Origin of the sequence: Vibrio kasasachensis (assembly GCF_050337565.1) — a bacterium.
In the GTDB taxonomy this organism is placed as follows: domain Bacteria; phylum Pseudomonadota; class Gammaproteobacteria; order Enterobacterales; family Vibrionaceae; genus Vibrio; species Vibrio kasasachensis.
Genome location: NZ_JAKJTB010000013.1, coordinates 140,250 through 163,280, shown reverse-complemented (window position 1 = coordinate 163,280; position 23,031 = coordinate 140,250). Strand labels below are relative to the sequence as shown.

General features: G+C 43.0%; 21 protein-coding genes. 10 read left to right on the top strand and 11 right to left on the bottom strand.

Features of this window, described 5'->3' with window-relative positions:
• Position 1: 1 nt before the first annotated feature.
• Both L4C38_RS11465 and L4C38_RS11460 read left to right on the top strand, forming a co-directional pair.
• Positions 2 to 877, top strand: coding sequence for an ABC transporter ATP-binding protein (locus L4C38_RS11465; RefSeq protein WP_428797693.1), 876 nt, complete (start codon positions 2 to 4; stop codon positions 875 to 877).
• On the top strand, positions 877 to 2,493 hold the full coding sequence (locus L4C38_RS11460) for a DUF4857 domain-containing protein (RefSeq protein ID WP_428797692.1): 1,617 nt from the start codon (positions 877 to 879) through the stop codon (positions 2,491 to 2,493). The genes L4C38_RS11465 and L4C38_RS11460 overlap by 1 nt, the downstream gene beginning before the upstream one ends.
• A gap of 189 nt (positions 2,494 to 2,682) precedes the next feature.
• On the opposite strand, the gene L4C38_RS11455 is transcribed toward L4C38_RS11460, so the two are convergent.
• A complete protein-coding gene (locus L4C38_RS11455) occupies positions 2,683 to 2,931 on the bottom strand; it encodes an Lpp/OprI family alanine-zipper lipoprotein (RefSeq protein WP_428797691.1) in 249 nt (82 codons plus the stop codon).
• Between the two features lie 309 nt (positions 2,932 to 3,240).
• Here L4C38_RS11455 and L4C38_RS11450 point away from each other — a divergent pair, with 309 nt between their 5' ends.
• The gene (locus L4C38_RS11450; protein ID WP_428797764.1) at positions 3,241 to 4,575 is read left to right on the top strand and encodes a DEAD/DEAH box helicase; all 1,335 of its coding nucleotides are present in this window, start codon (positions 3,241 to 3,243) and stop codon (positions 4,573 to 4,575) included.
• A gap of 157 nt (positions 4,576 to 4,732) precedes the next feature.
• Here L4C38_RS11450 and L4C38_RS11445 read toward each other — a convergent pair whose 3' ends face one another.
• The 3 genes from L4C38_RS11445 to L4C38_RS11435 form a co-directional block, all read right to left on the bottom strand.
• Positions 4,733 to 6,334, bottom strand: a complete 1,602-nt coding sequence (locus L4C38_RS11445) for a BCCT family transporter (protein ID WP_428797690.1) — start codon at positions 6,332 to 6,334, stop codon at positions 4,733 to 4,735.
• Positions 6,335 to 6,520: 186 nt separating this feature from the next.
• Complete coding sequence (locus L4C38_RS11440; protein ID WP_428797689.1) at positions 6,521 to 7,645, bottom strand: mandelate racemase/muconate lactonizing enzyme family protein; 1,125 nt, start codon at positions 7,643 to 7,645, stop codon at positions 6,521 to 6,523.
• A gap of 11 nt (positions 7,646 to 7,656) precedes the next feature.
• Complete coding sequence (locus L4C38_RS11435; protein ID WP_428797688.1) at positions 7,657 to 9,012, bottom strand: FAD-dependent oxidoreductase; 1,356 nt, start codon at positions 9,010 to 9,012, stop codon at positions 7,657 to 7,659.
• 147 nt (positions 9,013 to 9,159) lie between these two features.
• Here L4C38_RS11435 and L4C38_RS11430 point away from each other — a divergent pair, with 147 nt between their 5' ends.
• The gene (locus L4C38_RS11430; protein ID WP_428797687.1) at positions 9,160 to 9,813 is read left to right on the top strand and encodes a GntR family transcriptional regulator; all 654 of its coding nucleotides are present in this window, start codon (positions 9,160 to 9,162) and stop codon (positions 9,811 to 9,813) included.
• A 103-nt stretch (positions 9,814 to 9,916) separates the two neighbouring features.
• Here L4C38_RS11430 and L4C38_RS11425 read toward each other — a convergent pair whose 3' ends face one another.
• The 3 genes from L4C38_RS11425 to L4C38_RS11415 form a co-directional block, all read right to left on the bottom strand.
• The gene (locus tag L4C38_RS11425) at positions 9,917 to 11,287 is read right to left on the bottom strand and encodes a YjiH family protein (protein WP_428797686.1); all 1,371 of its coding nucleotides are present in this window, start codon (positions 11,285 to 11,287) and stop codon (positions 9,917 to 9,919) included.
• Between the two features lie 240 nt (positions 11,288 to 11,527).
• Positions 11,528 to 12,193 carry a YoaK family protein gene (locus tag L4C38_RS11420; RefSeq protein WP_428797685.1) on the bottom strand — a complete coding sequence of 222 codons (666 nt, stop codon included), beginning with the start codon at positions 12,191 to 12,193 and terminating at the stop codon, positions 11,528 to 11,530.
• A gap of 77 nt (positions 12,194 to 12,270) precedes the next feature.
• Positions 12,271 to 12,678 (bottom strand): GFA family protein, encoded by a 408-nt coding sequence (locus L4C38_RS11415; RefSeq protein ID WP_428797684.1) that lies wholly within the window; start codon positions 12,676 to 12,678, stop codon positions 12,271 to 12,273.
• Positions 12,679 to 12,753: 75 nt separating this feature from the next.
• Here L4C38_RS11415 and L4C38_RS11410 point away from each other — a divergent pair, with 75 nt between their 5' ends.
• The 3 genes from L4C38_RS11410 (at position 12,754) to shyA (ending at position 15,255) form a co-directional block, all read left to right on the top strand.
• The gene (locus L4C38_RS11410) at positions 12,754 to 13,374 is read left to right on the top strand and encodes a hypothetical protein (protein ID WP_428797683.1); all 621 of its coding nucleotides are present in this window, start codon (positions 12,754 to 12,756) and stop codon (positions 13,372 to 13,374) included.
• 71 nt (positions 13,375 to 13,445) lie between these two features.
• Positions 13,446 to 13,742: an isoamylase early set domain-containing protein gene (locus L4C38_RS11405; RefSeq protein ID WP_428797682.1), complete on the top strand. Its 297-nt coding sequence runs from the start codon at positions 13,446 to 13,448 to the stop codon at positions 13,740 to 13,742.
• A gap of 205 nt (positions 13,743 to 13,947) precedes the next feature.
• Entirely contained in the window at positions 13,948 to 15,255 is a 1,308-nt protein-coding gene (gene shyA / locus L4C38_RS11400; protein ID WP_489686411.1) for a peptidoglycan DD-endopeptidase ShyA, read from the top strand.
• A gap of 84 nt (positions 15,256 to 15,339) precedes the next feature.
• Here shyA and lldD read toward each other — a convergent pair whose 3' ends face one another.
• Positions 15,340 to 16,470: an FMN-dependent L-lactate dehydrogenase LldD gene (gene lldD, locus L4C38_RS11395; RefSeq protein ID WP_428797681.1), complete on the bottom strand. Its 1,131-nt coding sequence runs from the start codon at positions 16,468 to 16,470 to the stop codon at positions 15,340 to 15,342.
• Between the two features lie 515 nt (positions 16,471 to 16,985).
• On the opposite strand from lldD, the gene L4C38_RS11390 reads away from it, so the two are divergent.
• A complete protein-coding gene (locus L4C38_RS11390) occupies positions 16,986 to 18,254 on the top strand; it encodes a D-amino acid dehydrogenase (protein ID WP_428797680.1) in 1,269 nt (422 codons plus the stop codon).
• A gap of 361 nt (positions 18,255 to 18,615) precedes the next feature.
• Positions 18,616 to 19,236, top strand: coding sequence for a plasmid pRiA4b ORF-3 family protein (locus L4C38_RS11385; RefSeq protein WP_428797679.1), 621 nt, complete (start codon positions 18,616 to 18,618; stop codon positions 19,234 to 19,236).
• 124 nt (positions 19,237 to 19,360) lie between these two features.
• On the opposite strand, the gene L4C38_RS11380 is transcribed toward L4C38_RS11385, so the two are convergent.
• On the bottom strand, positions 19,361 to 20,077 hold the full coding sequence (locus tag L4C38_RS11380; protein WP_428797678.1) for a sugar isomerase domain-containing protein: 717 nt from the start codon (positions 20,075 to 20,077) through the stop codon (positions 19,361 to 19,363).
• Positions 20,078 to 20,232: 155 nt separating this feature from the next.
• Between L4C38_RS11380 and L4C38_RS11375 the strand changes: the two genes are divergently transcribed.
• A complete protein-coding gene (locus L4C38_RS11375; RefSeq protein ID WP_428797677.1) occupies positions 20,233 to 21,090 on the top strand; it encodes an AraC family transcriptional regulator in 858 nt (285 codons plus the stop codon).
• A gap of 195 nt (positions 21,091 to 21,285) precedes the next feature.
• Here the strand turns inward: L4C38_RS11375 and L4C38_RS11370 are convergent, their stop codons facing one another.
• Both L4C38_RS11370 and L4C38_RS11365 read right to left on the bottom strand, forming a co-directional pair.
• The gene (locus tag L4C38_RS11370) at positions 21,286 to 21,804 is read right to left on the bottom strand and encodes a response regulator transcription factor (RefSeq protein ID WP_428797676.1); all 519 of its coding nucleotides are present in this window, start codon (positions 21,802 to 21,804) and stop codon (positions 21,286 to 21,288) included.
• A 7-nt stretch (positions 21,805 to 21,811) separates the two neighbouring features.
• Positions 21,812 to 23,029, bottom strand: coding sequence for an ATP-binding protein (locus L4C38_RS11365; protein ID WP_428797675.1), 1,218 nt, complete (start codon positions 23,027 to 23,029; stop codon positions 21,812 to 21,814).
• Positions 23,030 to 23,031 lie beyond the last annotated feature (2 nt).

Sequence of the window (23,031 nt, the reverse complement as noted above, 5' to 3'; positions counted from 1 at the left end):
TATGAACGCAGTGAATAGTAACGCGGTGATCACTATATCCAATTTGCATCATCGTTACGGTTCAAAACAGATTTACCAAGGCTTAAATCTAGAGATTGAACCGGGGACAATATTTGGTTTGCTGGGTAAAAATGGGGTAGGTAAATCAACTTTAATCAACTTACTTATGGGGTACCTCAAACCACAAAAAGGGGAGTGTTTGATTTTTGGTGAACACGCTAATCATCTAACCCCAGCAACCCGCGCTCGAATCGCACTGCTTTATGAAGGTTTTATCTGTTATGACACCATGAGTATCGAGCAGGTTGAAACATTTTTCTCATCGTTTTATCCCAAGTGGCAGAAGAGGTTCTTTCAAGACTTGATTGATCTTATGGACATCAGCATGCACCAGCCGCTTTCTTCACTATCATTTGGTCAAAAGTCTCAGGTTATTCTTGGTCTACTGCTGGCTCAAGATGCCGATTTACTTATTCTTGATGACTACTCAATGGGGTTAGACGCTGGCTACCGCAGGCTGTTTGTTGACTATTTGAGAGATTATCTCGACGGCACAGAAAAAACAGTTCTGATCACGACGCATGTGATGAATGATTTGGAAAGCCTAGTTGATCAGATTGCGATTGTAGACCGAGCAACAACAGTGTACCAAAGCAGCATGAACCATTTTAATGAAACCTTTCGCTGCTACTCCACTGAAGAACTGACAAAAGTAATCGACTCATCGCTCGTTCACCGTAAAGAAGAACGCCGGGGAAAACAGCTGCTGTACTCATTCAATCAGCGAAGTGAGGTTGAACAAAGGCTGGGTTTCGCACTTAAAGAGATTCCTATGACGTTTGAAGAACGTTTTTTAGGTTATGTAGGTAAGTACTGATGAGCGTAAATGCCATTTATCGGAAAGAGTGGTTCAAGCTAAAGAGATATGTATTCGCGCTGGTAGTATTCGCGCTGATTTTGGGGGGATACTTCTGGTTAGATCTAGCGGGGCAGTACGCCAATATCGAACCTGAATCGATGATGTGGTACAGATTCACACATCTTGGAGACAAGCCTTACAGCTGGCTGCTTTACTGCTTTGTCCTAATAGGGGCGATTGTTGCTACGTGTCAGTTCGTTCCGGAAGTGATGGGCAATAAAGTTCGAATACTCACCCATCTGCCAGTATCGCTGGGCAAAATTGTGCTGGCTCACATTCTCGCGGGCAGCGCAGTCATTCTGGTCGTCAACGCGTTGCTCGGTGCTTCAGTCGTATTGATCTTCAGCCAGTTTTATCCGAGCGATATTGTACAAGTCAGCCTAAAGGACATGTTGTTTGGGCAGCTTCCAGCGCTGAGCCTTTACCTCGGTTTAGCCGCCGTGATTGTCGAAAATGATTGGCGTCGTAAAAGTATTAAGTTTGTCGTCGCTGCACTGGCAACGTTTGTGCTGTTACAAGAACAGTACCAAATAGTGGACCTTGGCTGGTTACTCATTCTCGTGTGGCTTCTTTTCCCTGTAATGGACAGTTTCCTAAGCGTAAAAACCAGAAGAATAGAAAGCAAAGCTTTTATTGCCAGTATCCCATTGGTTGCACTTTTACTTGCTGGCGTATCTGGCGCGCGACTTTACGGCGAGTACGCCGTTTCTCATACAAAGTTTTATGTGTTTTACTCGGCGATCTTGAACGATTTTGTGTATCAGAAAAATGGGGCTAACCATACTTTTTTTTATGGCACATCAGAGAAAAAACTAGACAAGACTCAGTTTGAGGAATCTCTTCCATTTGTTTACTGGAAAAACTTGGCGATGCAAGGAAAACTGCCAGTTACTGTGGCAGGAGAAATCTATGATAAAGGACAAATTCGTCGCTCAAGAATGAGCCTTCAATATGATCCCTCCCGTCTAAAGCACCCAGAGGTCACTCTCTATCCGTTTTTTAACCCAATCAGCCACAAAGGCTCGATTCCTTTCCCTGAAAATGCTTTGTCACTGAAGTCCAATCGTATGGAAGTTTACGCAGCAGAAACGAGCAAACCGAATAAACCATTGGCAGAAGAAGTCAATAAACTGCTCCAGAAAGAAGGGATGGTGTTTCCGGTGCGAGAGGTCTGGGGAAAGACAACCAGTATGAAGCCATTCGACTGGGGTTATTTTATTCAAGACGATAGTGGTCAACTATTTAACTTGAATCGCGCTGACAATATCGTTCATTTGAATTCGGTTCCGCTACCTCAAGAGATAGGTCGCGTTGTTTATATTCAGGTTTCTGAGAATCGTCATAAGAAGTTTTACGGCTATGCCATTTCGGATAAGAGCAAAGTTTATTTGATCTCTTATCCAGATTATCGTTTTATTCCTCTCGAAATGAACGGCTTTAACTATCAGAAAATGTCATTCCAGTTGTTATCAGACCCACTTTATTACGTGATGAGATATAACGATGGGGAGAGGTATAGTGCCGTTCGGTTTAGTAAAAACTACGCGAAGATAGATAGTGTTGAGTTTCACTAGTTGAACAAGACATTTCTATTTGGTAGAGCGGTTACCAACATTGCCTGTCAGGGTAGACTTATTTCTGTAGTTTTTGGTATAAAAAATCCGATATCACTCGATATCGGATTTAATGTTGAGCTCATTAATGAGTCCAATGCAATCCAGTAGCCATCGCAACTTGAACGCAACTGAACAGCAAGGCTACGCTTACTTAGTGTAAGACTGAGCGATGTTGTCGATACGTTCGTTAGCGCGTGCTGCTTCTTCTTGTGCAGCCATTGCTGCGCTACCCGATTTTTGTACGTCAGATTTTAGAGCGTTTACATCTTGGCTTAGTTGACTTACTTGATTGCTTAGTTCGTCAAGTTGTGCAGTTGTTGCTTCGTCTGGACCAGATGCACAACCAGCTAATAGAAGAACTGAAGTCGCTGCAGCTGCGATAAACATTTTGTTCATGGATGAACTCCTTGCATTTGTAAGTATCATTAATGTCCTATACCTATAAATGTATAGTAACAAACATAGTGTAGCTCGGAATATACAATTTACACAGTATGAGAAAGTCATAATAATCCAAGAATTTAGCCTATATTTGTACGTCTGATTCGAATACGTACTAAAATTACGAGTTACTGTTCACGATTTCGTCAAGGAACAGTACGAATATTTTCTGTGATCTCTATCCATTTTGCTCTCTTTCGAGTTATTATGTCGTGTTTAATTATTATTGATGGCATCGTGCCAAAACTGACCTTGGAGAAGACTTTGCAGTTTAAAGATTTAGGCTTAGATAATCGCTTACTAAAAACCGTGAACCACTATGCATTTAAGAAGCCGACAGACATCCAGCGACAAGCTATTCCAGTAGCTATTGCGGGAAAAGATTTGCTTGCTTCATCTAAAACTGGTTCAGGTAAAACCTTGGCGTTTGTGTTGCCTATGCTTCACAAGTCGCTTAAGAGTAAAGCGTTCTCAGCAAAAGATCCTCGCGGTTTGATTTTGGCACCAACGCGTGAGTTGGCTAAGCAAGTGTATGGCGAACTACGCGCTATGTTAGGTGGCTTGAGCTACGACGCGACCTTGGTTGTTGGTGGTGAAAACTTTAACGATCAACAAAAAGCGCTACGCCGTTACCCTAAATTCATTGTGGCAACACCAGGACGTCTAGCGGATCATCTTGAGCACAAATCTCTTTTCCTTGATGGCTTAGAAACTCTGATCTTGGATGAAGCGGACCGTATGCTTGATCTTGGTTTTGCACCTGAGCTTCGTCGTATTCATAAGGCGGCTAAACACCGTCGTCGTCAAACGTTGATGTTCTCAGCAACGCTTGATCACGCAGAAATGAATGAGATTGCCGCAGAGATGCAAGACTCACCAAAACGCATCGCGATTGGTGTTGGTAACCAAGAGCACCAAGACATCACGCAGAAATTCTACCTTTGTGACCACCTTGATCACAAAGAAGCAATTCTAGATCGTATCTTAGAAGAAGCGAACTATCGTCAGCTGATTATCTTTACCGCGACTCGTGCTGATACCGAGCGCCTAACGGTGAAGTTGAATGAGCAAAAACTCAAAGCTGTCGCACTAAGTGGTGGCTTAACTCAAACACAACGCAACACCATTATGAGCCAGTTTGAGCGCGCAGTATTTAAGATCCTAGTGACGACCGATATTGCCTCCCGTGGTTTGGATATTGCCAACGTAACGCACGTGGTCAACTTTGATATGCCAAAGCATACTGAAGAATATGTACACCGAGTTGGTCGTACTGGCCGTGCTGGTAACAAAGGCGATGCAGTATCACTGGTTGGTCCGAAAGACTGGGATAGCTTTAAACGTGTTGAAACCTACTTGCAGCAAGATCTGACGTTCTCAACTTTGGAAGGTCTAAAAGGTAAGTTTAAGGGTATTAAACCGCCTAAGCCTGCTGTGCAAAAAGGTAAGACAGATTACCGCAATAAAGATAAGCAACCAGCGAAGAAAGTGGCGAAGAAACCGGTTAAGCGCGATAAGAGCTTCTACCAACATGTCGCAGTTGGTGATGCTGTCTTTATTCCGAAGAAGAAAGTCGCGCCAAAGGTAGACGACGAGTAAAAATTGATTAAATGAGAAAGGTCACCAAGAGGTGACCTTTTTTTATGGCACTAACTTGCCGATTTTTATGATGTTACCTGATGACGAAACAAAAAAAGGCACCGCATTGCGGTGCCTTGTACTTATGACTTATTTCTATTACCCAACTACTTCAAACTTATGCTTGGATAGCTGGTTTTTGCGTTGCTGTTTCAGCTTGAACTTCTTCAGTATCAAGACCTAGCAGCTTATCTTGCTCAAGTTGATGAGCCATGATTGAGTTGTAGTTCAGTTTTAGGTATTGCAGAGTTTTCACCGCTGCAACAAAGAACACAGGAACAATCAATACGATAATTAGTACTGGGAACGCTTTCAGAATGTTCAGGTCGGCATTGATCAGCAAGAAGATGATTGGCAGAGCAGTCAGTAGTAGACACCAGAACAGACGGAACATAGGGTTTACGTTCGCTTCATCATCAAGTTGCTTAGTCGCGATACCCGCTAGAGAGTAAGACGTACCATCTAGAGTTGTTACCGTGAACAGAATCATAGTCACTAAGTAAATCGCAGTTAGCACCATTGGGATAGATGTTGAGTTAAAGATCTGTTTTACAAGTTCAGTCGGTTGACCTTCACCAATCAGTTTAACGCCATCGATAACGCCAGTGTTGATCAGATCCATAGAGAACGTACCACACACACCAAAGATAACCGCAGAACCCATTGTGCCGCCGATAACTAGGATTAGGATAACGTCACGTAGTTTTTGACCTTGGATGATCTTAGTGATGAATACACCTACACCAGGAGAGTAAGAGATCCAGTTTGCTAGGAAGAACACAGTCCAATATTGTGGGAATAGTGTGGTACCAAACGGGTCAGTGTTGGTGCTCATACGGATGTATTCCGATAACATCACACCAACACCGTTGGTTAGGTTGTTCATGATCAGTGCAGAAGGACCGATGATGAAGATGATGCCTACAAACGCCGCACAGATGTAGATTGTTGCGCTTGATAGACGAGCCATACCTTTTTCGATACCGATGTATGAACTCATAGAGAAAATAACCGATAGACCAAGGATAACGCCTATACCGAGCATTAGGTTATCAGGAATACCAGTTAAGCTTGCTAGATTTGATGAAATCATTGGAATACCAAGACCTAGCGTTAGTGCCGTTGCTGCTAGAGTCGTGATGATGAATAGTAGGTCGATGAACTTTTGTGCCCAACCTGGCAGGCGGTCGTTAAATAGTGCGTTGATAACACCACTTAAGCTCATGCGACGGCTACCTTTTAGATAGAATACAACTGCAAATGGAATAGCAACGATTAGGTAGATAAACCAGCCAGCAGCACCCCAATGGAACATGTTGTACGCTGACGCGTATTCCATAGCCATTGCTTTATCAGTGATGCCAAATTGTGGGTCCATGAAGTAGTAAACCGCTTCAATAAAGCCCCAGTACATAGTACTTGCGCCCATACCAGCAGACAGTGCCATTGCAAATAGCTGGAATTTAGTGAATTTTGGCTTGCTATCGCCCATACGGATATCACCGTATTTCGAGAATGCGATGTATAAAAGTGCGCCTGTAGCAAACATGGTGTACCAAAGGAAACCTGAACCGAAGTTAATCACGGTAAAGTCTAGCATGGCACTCATTGTGCTTTTCACAGTCTCTGGGAATAGCACGGCAACTACACCTAGAAGCAGAACGAATCCAAAGCTGCCAAAGGTGAGTTTCCAGTCGATTTCTGAAGTATTCAATTTCATTTTGTGACTTTCCAATATTGTCTAATTTTGCGAATACTCGGACGGCGTTTTAGTGACTACTGACATCATTTTTTGTCTTCCCTTCCACTCTTTAATTGGTAAGAGCGTGAAGGGAAGAGCAATGTAGGAAGAGGTGTCAGACTTTGCTGTCTCTGTACTTAATTATTTTTGTTTCTTGGCATACGATTATTCAAAAACGTAAGATGCCACAGACATTTCTTTCACTTTGTCCCAATCCATCTCGACACCTAGTCCGTTGCCTTTAGGAGCGTGAACAAAGCCTTCTTTGTCTGTACGAATGACTGTTTTCGACGCTAGTTCGAAATCATCGTATGGGTAGAACTGTTCGAAGAACTTACAGTTGTTGTGCGCAAGTGCTACATGTAGGTTTGCTGCTTGCGTTAGTGTGTAACCCATTGATTGGATTTCAAGGTTCTTTGAGAAACCTTCTGCAATGTGGAAACATTTGTTCAATGGCGTAATACCACCACAAACTGTTGCGTCTTGGCGAACGTCAGACCACATGTTTTGTGAAAGCGCGTACGTTACTTCTTGCAATGTAAGCAAGCAGTTACCGTGGCTTGAAATCTCAAGATTTGTGTGATCAACTAGACGCTTGTAAGTGTTGTAGTCGTAGTCAGAGACTGGAGCTTCGAACCATTCCCAGTTGTAACTTTCTAGACGTTTTGCCATCGCCATTGCTTGCTCAGGCGTGTAGAAGGTTGCAGTATCAAGCATGAAACGAATGCCTGTTTTACCGTAACGAGCTTGTACAGCATCAACTAACGCGACGTCTTTTGCGTATACGCAGTAGCAATGAAGTTTGATGGCTGTAAAGCCGTGTTCGATACAGTCGTCTAGGTACGGGAAGTACTCTTCTACAGTGTCGAACATTGGCGTTGATGCGTAAGACAGCATTTTTTCACGCGCGCCACCCAATAGCATGTACAAAGGCATGCCTGCTTTTTTCGCTTTGATATCCCACGCTGCGATGTCGATAGGAGATTTCGCAGGAAGACCGCCCCAAGTACAACGAGATTGTAGCCAGTTGTATAGCTCTTGTGTTGCTAGAGGGTTTTTACCAATAAGACCAGGAACAACAGTACGAAGTGATTCAATGATACAACGGTCGAAATCGTTCTCAGTGTAACTGATAGTCGCGCCCGCACCTTCAGTACCATCATCACAGATAATACGTACGATGTTGTTCGTGTATAGCAGAGGTTCTTGGTTATCTGCCCATGGCACAGGTGCCGCTTCGCGGTCAGCTACCGCATAAAGTTCGACGCGTTTAATTTTTACATCATTCATATTCTTAATCCTTACAGGCGTGAGCCATTTTCAATCATGGTGGCGCGAATTTGTGCAACGTTTAGGTCGCGAATCGCCGAATTTTTATCTATTGCTTGTACTGCTGCAACACCGGCAGCGTGACCTAATTCAAAACACTGTGCTGTTACACGAGCAGAAGCCAAAGCTTCGTGTTCTGCGCTCAAGCAACGACCCGCGACGATAATGTTTTCGCCAATTACAGGTACTAAAGTGTGGAATGGAATGTCGTAATAATCGTCTAATAGCCAGTGCAGTTTTGGCTTGTCACCTGAGTGAAGCTCGATAGGCCATGGTGTGCGGCAAATGCCGTCTTCGCGCTTACGGCAGTTCACTACGTCTTCGTTTGTCAGTGTTTCAACACCAACGATTGAGCGTGTTTGACGGATACCGACTTCAACACCTGTATCAACCACGAAAGCATCTTCACAGCCCGGAACGAATTCATTTAGGAAGCGCGCATACTCACGTACTTGGCGACGACCAAACACTTCAGCTTCAGTGAAATCTTCAGGATCAATCACGTTCAGAATACGGCCATCTTGACCGGCCAAACGTGTCGCGTTCACCATCAACTCGTTAGCGCGAGTCGTAGGGAATATCCAAATTTTGTGGCGAGGTAAATCGTAATTACCTGCTTTGTTCGCAGCCAGAATGTTCTCGGTTACTTTTGGCGGGCAAATCGTGTCTTCACCGTAGTACTCAAGGTACTTATCCATGTCTACACCGCCGAAACGGAAGAACATAGTTGGGTTTTGAATACGACCGTTATCGCCGAAGTAGTAATCCATGCCAGCGCGAGCAATCACGGCTGCATCACCAGATGCGTCGATGATCATTTTACTCAAGATGATGCTTTGACCTGCGTTAGATTCAACGATCACGCCTTTGAATGCATCACCATCCATGATTACGCCAGTAACAGCGGTATGGAATAGAGTTTTTACGCCAGCTTCTTCAAGGAAGTCATCCGCAACTTCACGCCATACTAGAGGGTCGTGCGTTACGGTGAACGTTTTACCATAAAGTTGTGGAGCGGTAACGCCACCTTTACTTTCTAGTGCTTGACGAAAACGCTCGGTGAAGCCGTATACCACTTGTTCAGGTTGTGGGTTTTCTTTCTCTGTCGCCATATACATGCCACAGATAGTGCCTGATAGTCCTGCTACCGCAGCACCACCACAAAAGCCGTACTTTTCAATTAGCCAAGTGTCTTTACCAAGGCGTCCAGCGCTTTCCGCTGCTGCAACACCAGCAGGACCACCACCGATGACTAGCACTTCTACTTCTGCTAATACAGGTAGATCGGGTGTGCTTTCATAACGACGGATAATGTTCCAAGATTTCATTCTTACCTCACTAATAGATAACTGATGTTCATCTGATATATCAGTTGTATGCTTTTAATATATTCCCAAATTATTTTCTGGTACAATAGCATTAGTTCTTAACGTGACCTTGCTCACTAAAAGATTGGAAAAAGGAAAAGGACGTACATGAGCGCTATCGCTATCAATAAGACTGAGGTTGCATACAGCAAGCTTGAGAAAATGATCATCTTCCGTGAATTAGAACCAGGGAGTATGGTGAGTGAAAAACAGTTATCTGAAGAGTTGGAGCTAGGGCGAACACCAGTACGTGAGGCTCTGCAAAGACTTGCTTATGAATGTATGGTGGAAATTCACCCTCGGAGAGGTATTCAGATCCCGATAATTTCGGTAGAAAGCCAACTGAAAATTTTAGAAGTTCGTCGAGATATCGAAGCGCTGTGTGTTAACTACGCAGCTTCGCGTGCCAGTGTTGATGAGAAACAACAGATGCTTTCTTTAGCTGAACAATTAGAAGTATGTGCCGAGAACGGTGATGATCAACTCTATGCTTCACTATTAAAAGACATCCATAATGTATTAGTAAAAGCGGCGAGCAATGAGTACCTGCAATTAGCCATGGCTCCATTGCAGGGTCTATCACGTCGTTTTTGGTTTGCATTTAAGAATATGGACTCAGACTTAGTTGAAGCATCGTCTTTACATGCCGCAGTACTAAGAGCGGTTAGCCATACCGATGCAGAAGAGGCTGTGGCAGCTTCACATCGCTTGAATGACTATCTAACTGACGTGGCTTACCGATCAATTAAACCGCGTAAGTAATCGGTTAAATCTATTTCAAGATGGGATGATCGTTAGATACTAAAAAGGCTGCCAATTCACCACTGGCAGCCTTTTGTATATTTGTTGTTTAACAAGGTGCCACTTAGAAGATTAAGTGCGCCACACCAGCAATCACAGGTAGGGTGATCAGTGTACGTAGAACAAAGATAGCAAACAGCTCAAAAATGTTTACTGGAATACGGCTACCAAGTAGCAGCGCTCCCACTTCTGACATGTAAATCAGTTGAGTAACAGACATAGCCGCAATAACAAAACGAGTCATCTCACTTTCAATCGACGCAGCAAGAATAGACGGGATGAACATATCGGCAAAACCAACCACAATCGTTTTTGATGCTTCAGTCGCTTCCGGTACGCCTAATAGCTCTAGGTATGGAATAAAAGGCTGCCCTAGGAATGTAAATACTGACGTGTATTCCGCGATAACCAATGCCACAGTACCAAGACCCATCACGACAGGCAGCACACCAAAAACCATATCTACTGCATTATGAACGCCTTCAGTCAGAATCGTCTTAATTGATTTCACTCTTCCTGCTTTTTCTAAAGCAAGCTCCAAACCCCAAGTAAAGCTAGAGTGCCCCATAGGAATGGCATCAGCATCGTGTGCAGGAGACGTACCATCAATAAAGGTGTCTTTCTTGTAGCTTAGTGGTGGTAGGCGAGGGATGATCACTGCAGCAACGAAACCAGCTAAACAGATCGCTGCGTAAAATGGCAGGAACATATGTTCAAGCTCAACTTGCGCTATTACCACCAAACTAAACGTAATCGATACGGCAGAGAAGGTTGTACCAACAACGGCAGCTTCACGCTCGGTATAAAACTTGTTTTCGTATTGTTTACTGGTAAGCAAGATACCAACACTGCCATCACCCAACCAAGAAGCCATACAGTCAATCGCGCTACGACCAGGAAGGTTGAATATTGGACGCATTACTTTTGACAGCAATGTACCAAACAACTCTAACAAGCCGAAGTTAAGTAGTAGTGGGAGTAGTAGACCAGCAAAAATAAACACAGAGAATAGCGTTGGTAACAAGCCTTCGAGCACTAAACCACCAGTGTTGCCTTCCCAAATGGCTTTTGGTCCAATTTGAAAGTAAGTCATTACTACCGCAATGCCACCAATGACACGTACTGCCAACCAAAGAGGTGATGGGTTGAATAACCCATTTAAAAATGTGCTGTTAGCAATAAAAGTTGGGTTCTTAACGCGAAAAAGCGCAGAAGCTGTCGCCATAAATGCCACGATTGCAGTCACGATGCCAACAAGATAATCCCCCAGCAATGCTTGGATAGATTTGGCCAGTATCGCAATAGGAATGGTAATGTCACCGTTATAGGTAACAGGTGCCATAAACAAGAACAAACCGATCAAAGAAGGAATCAAAAAGATCCAGAAGTTTGATTTTGATTTGTGCTTTCCGGTTGTTTGAGTTTTATTTGTCATTGCGAATCTCGTGTTGCAACTAGTCAATAATAGCCAATCTCCTTGGCATACTTATTCACTATACATCCGTATTTAGTCAGTTTGGCGCAGACTACTGCTTTTTTGCGACTTACGCAATACTATTCAATAAATATCGCTAATTATTCATCATAAACTGCCGTAACCTGTATGAATTATAGGCAAATGTGTTTGTGTTGTTAGGATGTTCGCTAACTGAGGTTTTTGTACAGAAGAGTCAGGCTATTTTTTCTTGCGCGAAAGGTACAGATAAAGCCAGTAAGCAAGCGCCAAAATAAGGGCTAGTGAGATAGGTGCCATTAATGAAGCAATGGCGTAGATACCATAGAGTTTTGCACCAATAATGCCGCCGAGCAAAAAGCCACTAAAGATGAATACAAACAACTTTGCTTTGCGATAGTCGAATTGCTCTCCACGTAAACGCGCGCCAATCATAATACCGAGGTCGGTCACGATCCCTGTCATATGTGTTGTTCGAACCACCGCTCCACTGAATGTGGTGATCATCGCGTTTTGCAAGCCGCAAGCAGCAGAAGCAAAATATTGCCCCATGGTAATGTTTTGCTCTAAAAATAGGTAAGCGATGAACAGTAAACCCGCCTCAATACACAGAGCAACGCCATAGCGGCGACCAAATTTTAAAGCGGCACTCTCGAAGAAAGCGCCTGCCAACATAGCGCCAATTAAGAAGCTCACCAGAATCATTAGCAGGTGGCTTGTCATACCATCAAGAGATTCAATACTCGTACCTAGCAGGGTTACAGTGCCGGAGATATGCGAAACCGCTTGGTGTTGAAAACCAAGTAGACCGATTGCATTTACTATTCCTGCGAGTAGGGCAAGAAGGAATGCTCCGTATTCCACCCAACGAGGTAGTCGAGAAACCACTGAATTACTCCCCCAAAATTAGGACGTGATTATAGCGCTGAGAGCAGCAAGTCGAAAGGGGAATAGCTCAAAAATGGCTAAGGAATTTGTTCAACCTGACAGTCAAACTTCACCCAACTGTGTTTGTGTTGTTCATAAACGGAAAAACTGGGTTGAGGAAGATCTTGGCTGGTGAAAATACCAACAGGGATAATGGTAAACTCAGGGTATAGAGATAATGTCAGTATCACAGTTGTGCCGCAGCTAGGGCAAAAAGAGTAATGAACTTGATTACCAGTATCACTGATGCGAGTGTATTCAGTAAGCTCCCCGCTGTATGAAACTTGCTCGCGGGTGAATCGAGCTTGCACTCCAAACACACTGCCAGTTCTTCTTTGACACGCAAAACAATGGCATATGGCGGTTCGAATTGGTTCGCCTCGACAGATTATACTGACTTGACCACAGCTGCATTCAGCCATGCGAACTTTATGAGCTTGCTTCATTATCATTCCTTGAGATAACGCTAAGGCGCTGATATGTTAATCCTCAACTAAAAGAATATACAGCATAAGCCAACTATGAAAAAACGCTTGTTACCTATACCACTAATCTTATTGATTCCAATCGTTCTTTTGATCGCTGTTGTGATTGCCGGTGTCTATCGTTTTAGTATTGACGATGAAGTGATTCTTGCCAAATTTAACCGTCAAAGCCAAGTTTATGATCCGATAGTCAAACAGGTATTTGATATTCAATCTCCTAACCCTTGGACCATTCAAGTTCCAGAAGCGCAAGCTTTTGCCTTCATCGATACCTTTAACGAACAATCGCAAAGAGTTCTAGGCTCATATGATACAGGTGCTGAACGTGGACAAGTAACAGTGAGCACCAAATGGCTAACCTTCATCGATACTAACCAATATGTGTCAGTGATGACCGTCTCAAACCAAGGCAGCGGATTATTCAATTATTTAGCAGCGTTTCGCTACGACTCTCAACGTAAACGAATGGTATTGGTCAATGAGCTGTTGATTGGTGACCGCATTCAGATTGACCAACTAAAAATTCAAGACTCACAACTTACGTTGAACTATCGCCAACATAGGGGAAATCAGCCTCTTGCAGAAGTGCCGAGTGACAATAAACAGATGGAAGTTACCGTTAACAGAGATTTGAAGTTTTTGCTGCACAATAAATAAACAGTTGTTCAGGCTACATAGATTACCTATATTGAATAGCATTATTTTTCTTGTTGTTGACGGAGTAATAAATGATTAATAAGCGATTTTTTAAAACTAAGGATGAAGTTGAAGTAACTTTTGAGTTATCCCAAGAGCACGCAAATAACAGTGTGGCGTTAGTTGCGGATTTTCTTGATTGGCAGCCAATGCTAATGAAGAAAGTGGCGAAAAGTAAGTCATTCAAATTCAAAACTCGTCTGCCTAAAGACCAGCAATTTGAATTTCGTTACTTAATAGACAACGAACGATGGGTCAATGATCCTAGCGCCGATCAATATAAGCCGAATGGCTTTGGTGAAGATAACGGCTTAGTCCATACATATTAATAATAAATTCAGCTAGTTGGTATTCACTTACTGTGTGAGTTGTTAGGAAGAGGGCGCGTATAGCGCCTTTTTTGATCGCAAAGTGGTTCTGATGGGGTGACAAATCAGTAATAAATACGTAATCTTATAGCCATTTTTTGAATGTGGAAATGCAGTCTTTCACACTAAACATAGATAACAATCCAAATTGCTATAAGGTCAAATTGTGCAAGTAAGAACAATAAAAGCACGCGTTTTCGAATTGTCGAAACGTAAAAAAATGATGTTATTGAGTTTGCCTCTCATGGCGATTATTGTCATGGCTTCTATTGGCAACCAGCCATCTACTATCCGCACTATTGATATCACTATTCCAGAATCAATACTCGTCAACTCTTTCCTTAACGAAACGACTGAAAGAGCGGATATACCAGATTACGAATACCAAATTCGCGCGGGTGATAACTTAAGCTCTATCTTTGAACAGCTTGGTTTTGGCTACAGTGACCTAATGAAAATTATGGAAACTGACTTGAACTACTTGGCGTTGGATACTCTCAAACCAGGCAATACCCTTCGTTTTTGGCGTGATGAAGAAACCAATTCTCTAAATAAAATGGAATTGGAATTTAGTTTAGTAGAGCGTGCAGTTTATACTCGCACCGCAGATGATGGTTTCGAATTCACGGATGTTAAGATCCCCGGTGTTTGGAAAGAGTTTGCGATGGTTGGGAAAATCAACGGTAGCTTTTCCCAATCTGTGAACCGATTAGGCTTGGGGATCTCCGAAGTTGAGCAAATCGTCAGTTTATTAAAAGATAAGATTAACTTCTCACGTGATTTACGCGCGGGCGATAGGTTTGAAGTGGTGCAGTCTCGCCAATATGTTGATGAGCAACTTACCGGAAACCGAGAAATTCAAGCAATAAAAATCTTCAATCGTGGTGGCGAATTTACCGCTTATCTTCACTCGGATGGTCAATATTACGATAAAAAAGGTGAGAGCTTACAGCGTGCATTCCAGCGTAAGCCAGTTAATGGTAATTACCGTTTAAGTTCAAATTTTAATGCGCATCGTAAACATCCGGTAACAGGGCGTGTATCACCTCACAACGGTACCGACTGGGCAACTCCGACGGGTACCCCAATTGTATCTACCGGTGATGGCGTGGTCATCATGACGCGTAAACACCCTTATGCTGGCAACTATGTGGTGGTGCAACATGGCAGCACCTACAAAACTCGCTACTTGCACTTGAGCAAAATTTTAGTGCGCAAGGGGCAAAAGGTAAACCGCGGTCAGCGTATTGGTCTCTCTGGTAAGTCTGGTCGTGTAACCGGCCCGCATATTCACTATGAATTGATTGTACGTGGCAGAGCAGTCAACGCAATGAAAGCAAATATTCCTATGGCTAATTCAGTGTCTAAGAAAGAGATGGCTAGTTTCAAAGCAAGACGCGACGAATTGGATAAGAAGCTTCATCAGCAAGAGTTGAAGTTAGCTCAGCAACCAAGTACCGATACTTCAAGTTAAAATACAGTTGAAACAACAGAGGCGAGCATTAGCTCGCCTTTCCTTTTCGCGTCCACTTTGTCGTTAAAGCAGTGTTTAAGCCATCTAAACCAAAGACTCGCGAGTTAGGTCAGCAATGGTTTTTGCGCCAGTCAGCGTCATAGCCACGCGCATTTCTTTATCGTATAGATCGAGCAGGTTCTCAACGCCGGCTTGCCCTTGTGCGGCCAATGCATAAACAAACGAACGACCAAGCAAGGTACAGTCGGCACCCAGTGCCAGCATTCGCACCACATCAAGACCAGTACGAACACCTGAATCAACCAATATTTTTAAATCGCCTTTTACCGCATCCGCAATATTTGGCAGTGCTTTAGCGGTTGAAAGTACGCCATCAAGCTGACGCCCGCCGTGGTTAGAGACGACAATACCATCAGCCCCAAAACGTACTGCGTCTTTGGCGTCTTCGGTATCTAGGATGCCTTTGATGACCATAGGACCATCCCAAAAATCACGAATCCATTCGAGATCTTTCCAGCTTATAGAAGGATCAAAGTTGTTACCTAACCAGCCAATATAGTCTTCCAATTTAGTTGGTTCACCTCGATAAGTCGAAATATTACCTAGGTCATGAGGTTTACCCAATACGCCTACATCTAATGCCCAGCTCGGATGCAACATAGATTGGATTACACGGCGCATTGCTGCATTTGGACCACTCATACCTGAGCGCATATCACGATAGCGTGCCCCCGGCACTGGCATATCCACAGTGAAGACTAAAGTGGTGACGCCAGCCGCTTTAGCGCGCTCAAGCACATTGCGCATAAACCCCCGATCTTTCAGAACATAAAGTTGGAACCACATTGGGCGTTCTATTGCGGGGGCAACTTCTTCAATCGGGCAGACAGAAACAGTCGACATAGTAAAAGGAATACCTTTGTTATCAGCGGCTTTTGCTGCTTGTACTTCACCACGTCGAGCATACATACCAGTAAGACCTACAGGCGCTAACGCGATAGGCATGGCCAGCTTTTCACCGAACAGTTCCGTTTCTAAACTCAGATCTTCCATGTTCTTTAGTACGCGTTGACGTAACGCGATGTCGGAAAGGTCATCGGTGTTGCGCTTTAGAGTGTGTTCGTTATAAGAGCCCCCATCGATGTAGTGAAACAAAAACGGAGGCAGTTTGGCTTTTGCAGCGGCACGGTAATCGGTAGAGGCTGAGATAATCATAACTTAAGTCCTGTTTGCTCGGTTTGGCACTCACATGCCAAAGAGGTCTCTTTATTGTTGTATTAGTTATAGAGGTAAGAATTTGCAACAACACAAGATTAATAAAATTAAGCGGTTGTAATAGTGATAAATGTTACACGTTTGTTATTGATTAATAAATAGACTAAATGAAAATGATTGGTTCTAAAAATGACCAAATAGAAATGAATATACCCAAGAAACTTGAAGGTGCAGGTAGGCGGCAAGTAAGAAAGCCCCCTGAGCATAGGTGGACTATGTGATTGGGGCGCACGAATACAGCCAACACCGCTGCAACTTCAAGTATGACGGGTATAGATGCAGGTCATATTGAAGACGCAGAGACTAGATTTGCTCGGGAGTCATCGCTCAATAACCATAAAGTAGGGTTTCAAAATAGCCTACTTTATGGTTATTGTTATGGTGTGTATCCTTCTGATTTGTTTTAATTTGAAGGGCTCTGACTTTCATTCAAGGGATTTGATAAGGTTAGGAAAATGGCAGAGAAAACAATTGCTATCGTTGGGGCTGGAATTATAGGAATAACGACAGCCTACTTACTAAAAAAAGCAGGTTATCGCGTAATCTTAGTAGATGCCGAAGACGGACCAGCGCTAAAGACGAGTTTTGCTAACGGATGCCAACTGAGTTACTCGTATGTTGACGCTATGTCATCACCAAGTCTCATAAAGAAAATTCCGAAGATAATGGCGGGAATGGATCCAGCCTTTCGCATCAAGCTTTCACCAGACCCAAGTCTAGTTAAATGGGGTAGCAAGTTTTTAATCAATGGTCAGGCTCATAAGGAAGAATTCAATACGCGAACCCTTTTGAGGCTTTCCCTTCATTCAAGAGATGTACTTCATTCAGTATTATCAGAGTCAGGCTTTGAGTTTGAACATAGGGGGTCGGGGAAATTACTCATTTACACAAACCAAGAGGAGCTGCGGAAAGCTGCTGTACGAGTCAGACAAAAGGATGAATGGGGGTGTAAACTAGAGATTCTTAGTGAGAAGCAATGTATAGAACTAGAGCCAAGTTTGCTGCAATTGTCGCAACCGATAGCAGGTGGAATATATTCATCTATTGATGAAGTAGGGAATCCTCACCATTTAGCTAGCGAACTTCTTAAGACAATGAAACATGATAAGGATTTTGAAGCTCACTTTAACTGCCGTGTAAATCGATTGGTAAAAACTGGTCAGTCTATTCAGCATCTCGAAACTTCCAATGGTCCTATCCATGCCGATGCTTATGTGTTAGCGACAGGACCAGAAAGCCGAAACCTTGTAAGAGATATTGGGCTTAAACTTCCCATCTATCCCATTAAAGGCTACAGCATTACCGTTCCGGCAACTGAGTTTGCCCCTGAAGTTTGCGTCACCGACGTTGATAACAAAGTCGTTGTTAGTCGCGTTGGCGACAAACTGCGGATAGCTGGCTGTGCCGACATCGTTGGCTACAATAGCAATATAGATGAAAGCCGTATTGAGCATTTGCTGAATGTTTGTAAGAATAATTTTCCCAAAGCGGGAATCTACAGCGATATAAAACATACTTGGGCAGGTATTCGCCCTGTTACGCCTAGTAGTGTTCCTATCATAGGTAAAGCGGGTGTGGATAATCTCTTTTTTAACATTGGTCATGGAACGCTTGGTTGGACACTGGCTCTAGGCTCGGCATCATTGCTGACAGCAATAATAAACCAGCAAGAGACGCCAATAGACATCACTGGAATGAGACCAGTAGATCACGGTATTTGCTAACTTCAGCCAACAAATACAAGGGCACACATATCAATAGATAAGGCTAAGCTTCTTCAGTAAATACTTTGCTTTTGTTCATCTTCGATACTGCGAGATCTGCGCTGCCTCACTTCGGCCCAACATTAGGCAGAGTTAATACTCATTCATATCTCGTTAATGTGATTTTTCCATACTAAAAGTTACCCGAACTCGGAATAGCAAGAAATTAAACGTTACTGAGCAGTCTAGGCTCACAATATAGTCATTAACCTATTGATTATAAATTGAGGTAAGAAATGAAAGACTGCATCATGTGAACATTAGACGCGACTGTTAGCTTTCTAAGTCGCGCTATCTTTTCTTGAAGTTTATAAGGTTATCCATGATGCATCAAAAAATTCTTCGATTCAGAGTTTCACTATTGGGAAGCGAGCCGGAAATATGGCGAGAGATTGATGTTCCCGATCATTATAACTTTTGGGAACTTCACGTCGCTATCCAAGATGCGATGGGCTGGCTTGACTACCATTTGCATGAGTTTTCACCAAGAAAATCAGGTCCAACAAAAGGAAAGAGCATTGGTCTTCCCGAGTCAGAGTGCGACGAAAGCATAGTTGCAGGTTGGGAATTTTCGGTGAAAAAATATTTCACATCGTTAGGTAATACAATTGATTATGTTTATGATTTTGGCGATGGTTGGCACCATGAGATAACGTTAATCGGTATGTTTTTGGCGCATTATGATGCTGTATATCCTAAATGTTTAGATGGTCAAATGACATGCCCTCCCGAAGATTGTGGAGGGCTGTATGGTTATCACAATTTGTTAGAAGTGCTGTCAGATGAAAATCATGGGGAATATGCAGATACGGTAGAATGGTTGAAAAACCATGTAAAAAGCTATTGGCCATATAATTCAAGTGAGTTTAAGGCTCATAAGATTAAATTTTCAGATCCATATTTACGCTGGTGTAATGCATTTGGGCAGCCCTATCAGCCATAAAATATAGTACATATGAGTCATCTACTATCTACTTCGGTAAAGAGTACTTCGGTAAAGGACACACATCATAATTTACGCTGACTCGTTTTTTCTTACTTCGGAGCTAAATTCACACGTCAATCATCTACATGGATTTTAATCGAGAGCCAAAGTGCTGATACACATAGTCATTATCGAAATCATCTATATTCTGGCTAGAGAAGATAAGCGGAGTGACGCCTTGTTTTAATGCTTCTTTCTGAGATTCTACCACCAGCATATTCATGATCATCATGCCTGCTATGCTGGAAAATGCCCCTGTCACTTTACCATTCACATTACACAAGCCATCACCCGGGGGAACCTGATTGTCGATGACGATATCTGCAATATCCATCAATTTCAGACCAGAGCTATGGCGGCTTGGGTATTTAGATGACTGTTCTACTGAAGTTATCGCGATAACCGGATGTCCCTTAGCTTTTGCAATTTGTGCAAATTCGATTGGAAGCGCATTTCTCCCAGAATTGGAAATAACCATAACCACATCATTGGGTAAAATGTTCTGGTCATTCCAAATCACTTCAGCCAACCCTGGCAGCTTTTCCATTGCAGAGCCTCTTAATGCGCCATCATTGGTGAGCAGTACTGAGTCTAAAATAGCATTGATGTTGCCAAGACCACCGGCACGAATAAACCCTTCTAAACCAATCATGTGCGAATGACCTGTTCCTAAGACTTGTATCATGTTGTCTTTAACAATGGCTTGAGCGAACAACTCTGTTGCCAGAGATAACGCCTTTTGGTTTGCTTCCACAAGAGAGGTGAGCTTTGGCATTAAGCAATTAAGATATTCGGACATTGTTTGGTTCTCCTATACTGTGTGCCGATTGATTCACCTTATCAGTTCTATCTTTGGTTAGTGATACTATTCTATCGACTAGTGATACTTTTATTGATTAATGATCAATGTGTGTCATCATGCACCTTATGATGAATTATTCTGAATGACATTGGATGAAAGCAACGATACAAAAAGTGCCACAAAGGCTTGGCTGGTCATGGCGCTATAAGATGTTCGAAGAAGTCGTCAAACCAGAAAATTGGCACGTTCATCAAGAGCTTGAGCTGGTTTTACATAGAAACTTTCAGGGGAAATCAAGAGTTGCACATTTTGAAGGGCAGATAGAACACAACGAACTGCTATTGATTGGTCCAGGTCTTGCGCATAGCTTTGAATCGCTAAATTCCGACGAACAAAATCCATGTGAAACTCATGTAATCTGGTTTCGAGAGGAGTGGATCGCTCAACTCATGTACAGCTGCGCCGAGCTTCGGCAGTTAGCTCCTGTGATACAAAATGCGAACAAAGGTATAAGGTTCTCGACACAAACCGCAGAGAAGGTTTGCCAACATCTAAATGATTTTAATGACCTTTCCCCTATTGGGCAGCTTGCGGTATTAATTCAGATTCTGGGGGAACTGTGTGCTGATCAATCACACATCACGTTACTCTCCTATGCTTCACAAGGAGAAAGGGAAAAGACCAGTAGCGATTTCAGCAAAATTGCTCAAGTCTGTAAGTACATCGACAGCCATTATTCATCCGATATCACGTTAAAGAAGCTCGCGGACTACATGCATGTGAGTGAAAACACTGTTCATCGTTGGTTTATTCAACATTTTAACGAAAGTTATATCACTTATTTGACTAAGTTAAGATTGAATCATGCATCTCAATTGCTTACAACGACGTCACAACCCATAAGCTTAATTGCAGAAAGAGTTGGTTATAGCAATCGTTCGAACTTTAACCGTCTGTTCAAAAAATACAAAGGCATATCGCCTTCGCTATATCGACAGCAATTCAAATGAGTAGGGTAGTTGACCAAGTCTTAACTGATCTGCACCATCAGTACTGGACACCAAGCTAAGCGACTTTTCTATACCTGTAGTTATTCATAAAATGCTAATGTTCGATTTTACGAAAATGATTTTTGTCCACAAATGCGTTATTTTTCCCGTATCGATTGGTTGATGAGAAGAACCTACATCGAATAAGAATAGTGGCTACACTTCCAAGTTCTTCTTTTGCAGCTTTCTTTGTAAGGTTCGGCGGTGTATTCCGAGTTGGCGCGCGGTGGCTGAAATATTACCGTCGTTATTCGACAACACTTGGTTGATGTGCTCCCAAGCTAGTTGGTCTGGGCTCATGGTTTTGAGTGTTAATGCTTCCAAATTGATTTCACCCATTAAGGCTTTAAGTAGGGTGTTTGAATCAACAGGCTTGGCTAGGTAATCATCGGCACCTCGTCGCATTGCTTCAACCGCTGACGCTATGCTAGCAAAGCCCGTCAGCAAAATGATTTTTGCCATGGGCAAAGAAGCGCGCAGCGGCACGATTAAATCTAAACCGCTCTCGTTAGCGAGCTTTAGGTCTAACAAGATATGTGTCGGCTGCCACAGCATTGCTTTATGTAAGGCAAGGTCGGCATGGTTAATGGTTTCACAACTAAACCCTTGTCGCCTCATTCTGCAAGCGATGATATCGGCATAAGCTGAATCGTCTTCAATAATTAGCAGCTTCATGGTTGAGTCACCTGTCATTTTTGAATTTTAAAGCCACTCTGGTGATACAGCCGGTGTCAGGGTGGTTTTGTACTTGTAGAGTGCCTTCCAATCTTTCTATAGTCATGTTGGAGAGTAGGGCGGCAATGCCTAATCCTTTGTCACTATCAATCAGTTCATAGCCAAGATCAGCAAAGTCATCGTCGTTTAACCCTTTGCCATAGTCTCGTAATTCCATGACCCATTGTTCATTGTTGATAAAGCAATTTAACTCCAGCATATTCTTGCCGTTCTGATGGTTGGAGTTAACCGCATTTTGTAATAGGTTGACCAAGGCAGGTATCAGCATTTCATCAGACCAAATATTCCCATCGCAAGTATTGCAATTGATTTTTAATTGTTGGTCAGGGAAATACAACAGGGCAGAGTCTTGTAGTTTTGCGACTAACTCTTTGGTGGCGACCCAATCGACATGACCTTCGCGAATAAGGCTAATTTGTTTGCGAAAATCATCGAGGTGTTGGGTACAAGCTTTTAATGACGCTTGCCCATTTTTGATCAAACGGTTGTCAGGGTAATCTTCTTGCAGCTCTTCGTATAACAATTGAATGGTAGCGAGTGGGGTGGCGATGTTATGTGTTACCTGCGCCGAGGCAATACTAATAGCCAGTATTTGCTCTTGCCTCAGTTGTTGTTCCCGTTGGGCGGCAATAAATTGCTCGCGTCGGGTCACCATTTTTGCCATTGAACTCACCACCAAGGCGATAACCGAGGTCGATAAAATAAAGTTAATCCACATACCATGATAGTGGCTCGCCATATCCATGTGGTGTGCCATGTCACTGGACATATTCAGCATTAATAGACTGTATGCACAAATTGCGGCTAGGGTAAAACCAGTGCAGTACATCCAACTTAGCCCAATACTGGAAAAGACAACAGGGATTAATAGCGCGGTCACGAACGCGTTGGTCGCACCGCCATTAAAGGCGAGCAGTAAAGTCATCGTCAGTAAATCGACCGCAATTTGCAGTGCCAGCACTCTTGGAGAAGGGCGTTTCATTTTCGCTATAAGCGCAATGCTTATTAGGTGAATCAAACTCGCAGCAATTAATACGGCAAAGCTAACACTAACCAGTTCAAAACGTACAAAACTAAAAATTGCTATCAACCACAAGGTTCGACAAAGCAATAAAATGCGTAATGGTGTTATTTGGTCGCTAAGAGTGGTGATAACTTTATTCACAA

Coding starts and splice junctions, on each gene's coding strand:
- L4C38_RS11440 (WP_428797689.1), bottom strand. CDS start 7,645: ATGAATGATGTAAAAATTAAACGCGTCGAACTTTATGCGGTAGCTGAC.
- L4C38_RS11415 (WP_428797684.1), bottom strand. CDS start 12,678: ATGAAGCAAGCTCATAAAGTTCGCATGGCTGAATGCAGCTGTGGTCAA.
- L4C38_RS11430 (WP_428797687.1), top strand. CDS start 9,160: ATGAGCGCTATCGCTATCAATAAGACTGAGGTTGCATACAGCAAGCTT.
- L4C38_RS11435 (WP_428797688.1), bottom strand. CDS start 9,012: ATGAAATCTTGGAACATTATCCGTCGTTATGAAAGCACACCCGATCTA.
- L4C38_RS11425 (WP_428797686.1), bottom strand. CDS start 11,287: ATGACAAATAAAACTCAAACAACCGGAAAGCACAAATCAAAATCAAAC.
- L4C38_RS11405 (WP_428797682.1), top strand. CDS start 13,446: ATGATTAATAAGCGATTTTTTAAAACTAAGGATGAAGTTGAAGTAACT.
- L4C38_RS11445 (WP_428797690.1), bottom strand. CDS start 6,334: ATGAAATTGAATACTTCAGAAATCGACTGGAAACTCACCTTTGGCAGC.
- lldD (WP_428797681.1), bottom strand. CDS start 16,470: ATGATTATCTCAGCCTCTACCGATTACCGTGCCGCTGCAAAAGCCAAA.
- L4C38_RS11385 (WP_428797679.1), top strand. CDS start 18,616: ATGATGCATCAAAAAATTCTTCGATTCAGAGTTTCACTATTGGGAAGC.
- L4C38_RS11465 (WP_428797693.1), top strand. CDS start 2: ATGAACGCAGTGAATAGTAACGCGGTGATCACTATATCCAATTTGCAT.
- L4C38_RS11380 (WP_428797678.1), bottom strand. CDS start 20,077: ATGTCCGAATATCTTAATTGCTTAATGCCAAAGCTCACCTCTCTTGTG.
- L4C38_RS11375 (WP_428797677.1), top strand. CDS start 20,233: ATGAAAGCAACGATACAAAAAGTGCCACAAAGGCTTGGCTGGTCATGG.
- L4C38_RS11390 (WP_428797680.1), top strand. CDS start 16,986: ATGGCAGAGAAAACAATTGCTATCGTTGGGGCTGGAATTATAGGAATA.
- L4C38_RS11455 (WP_428797691.1), bottom strand. CDS start 2,931: ATGAACAAAATGTTTATCGCAGCTGCAGCGACTTCAGTTCTTCTATTA.
- L4C38_RS11460 (WP_428797692.1), top strand. CDS start 877: ATGAGCGTAAATGCCATTTATCGGAAAGAGTGGTTCAAGCTAAAGAGA.
- L4C38_RS11370 (WP_428797676.1), bottom strand. CDS start 21,804: ATGAAGCTGCTAATTATTGAAGACGATTCAGCTTATGCCGATATCATC.
- L4C38_RS11410 (WP_428797683.1), top strand. CDS start 12,754: ATGAAAAAACGCTTGTTACCTATACCACTAATCTTATTGATTCCAATC.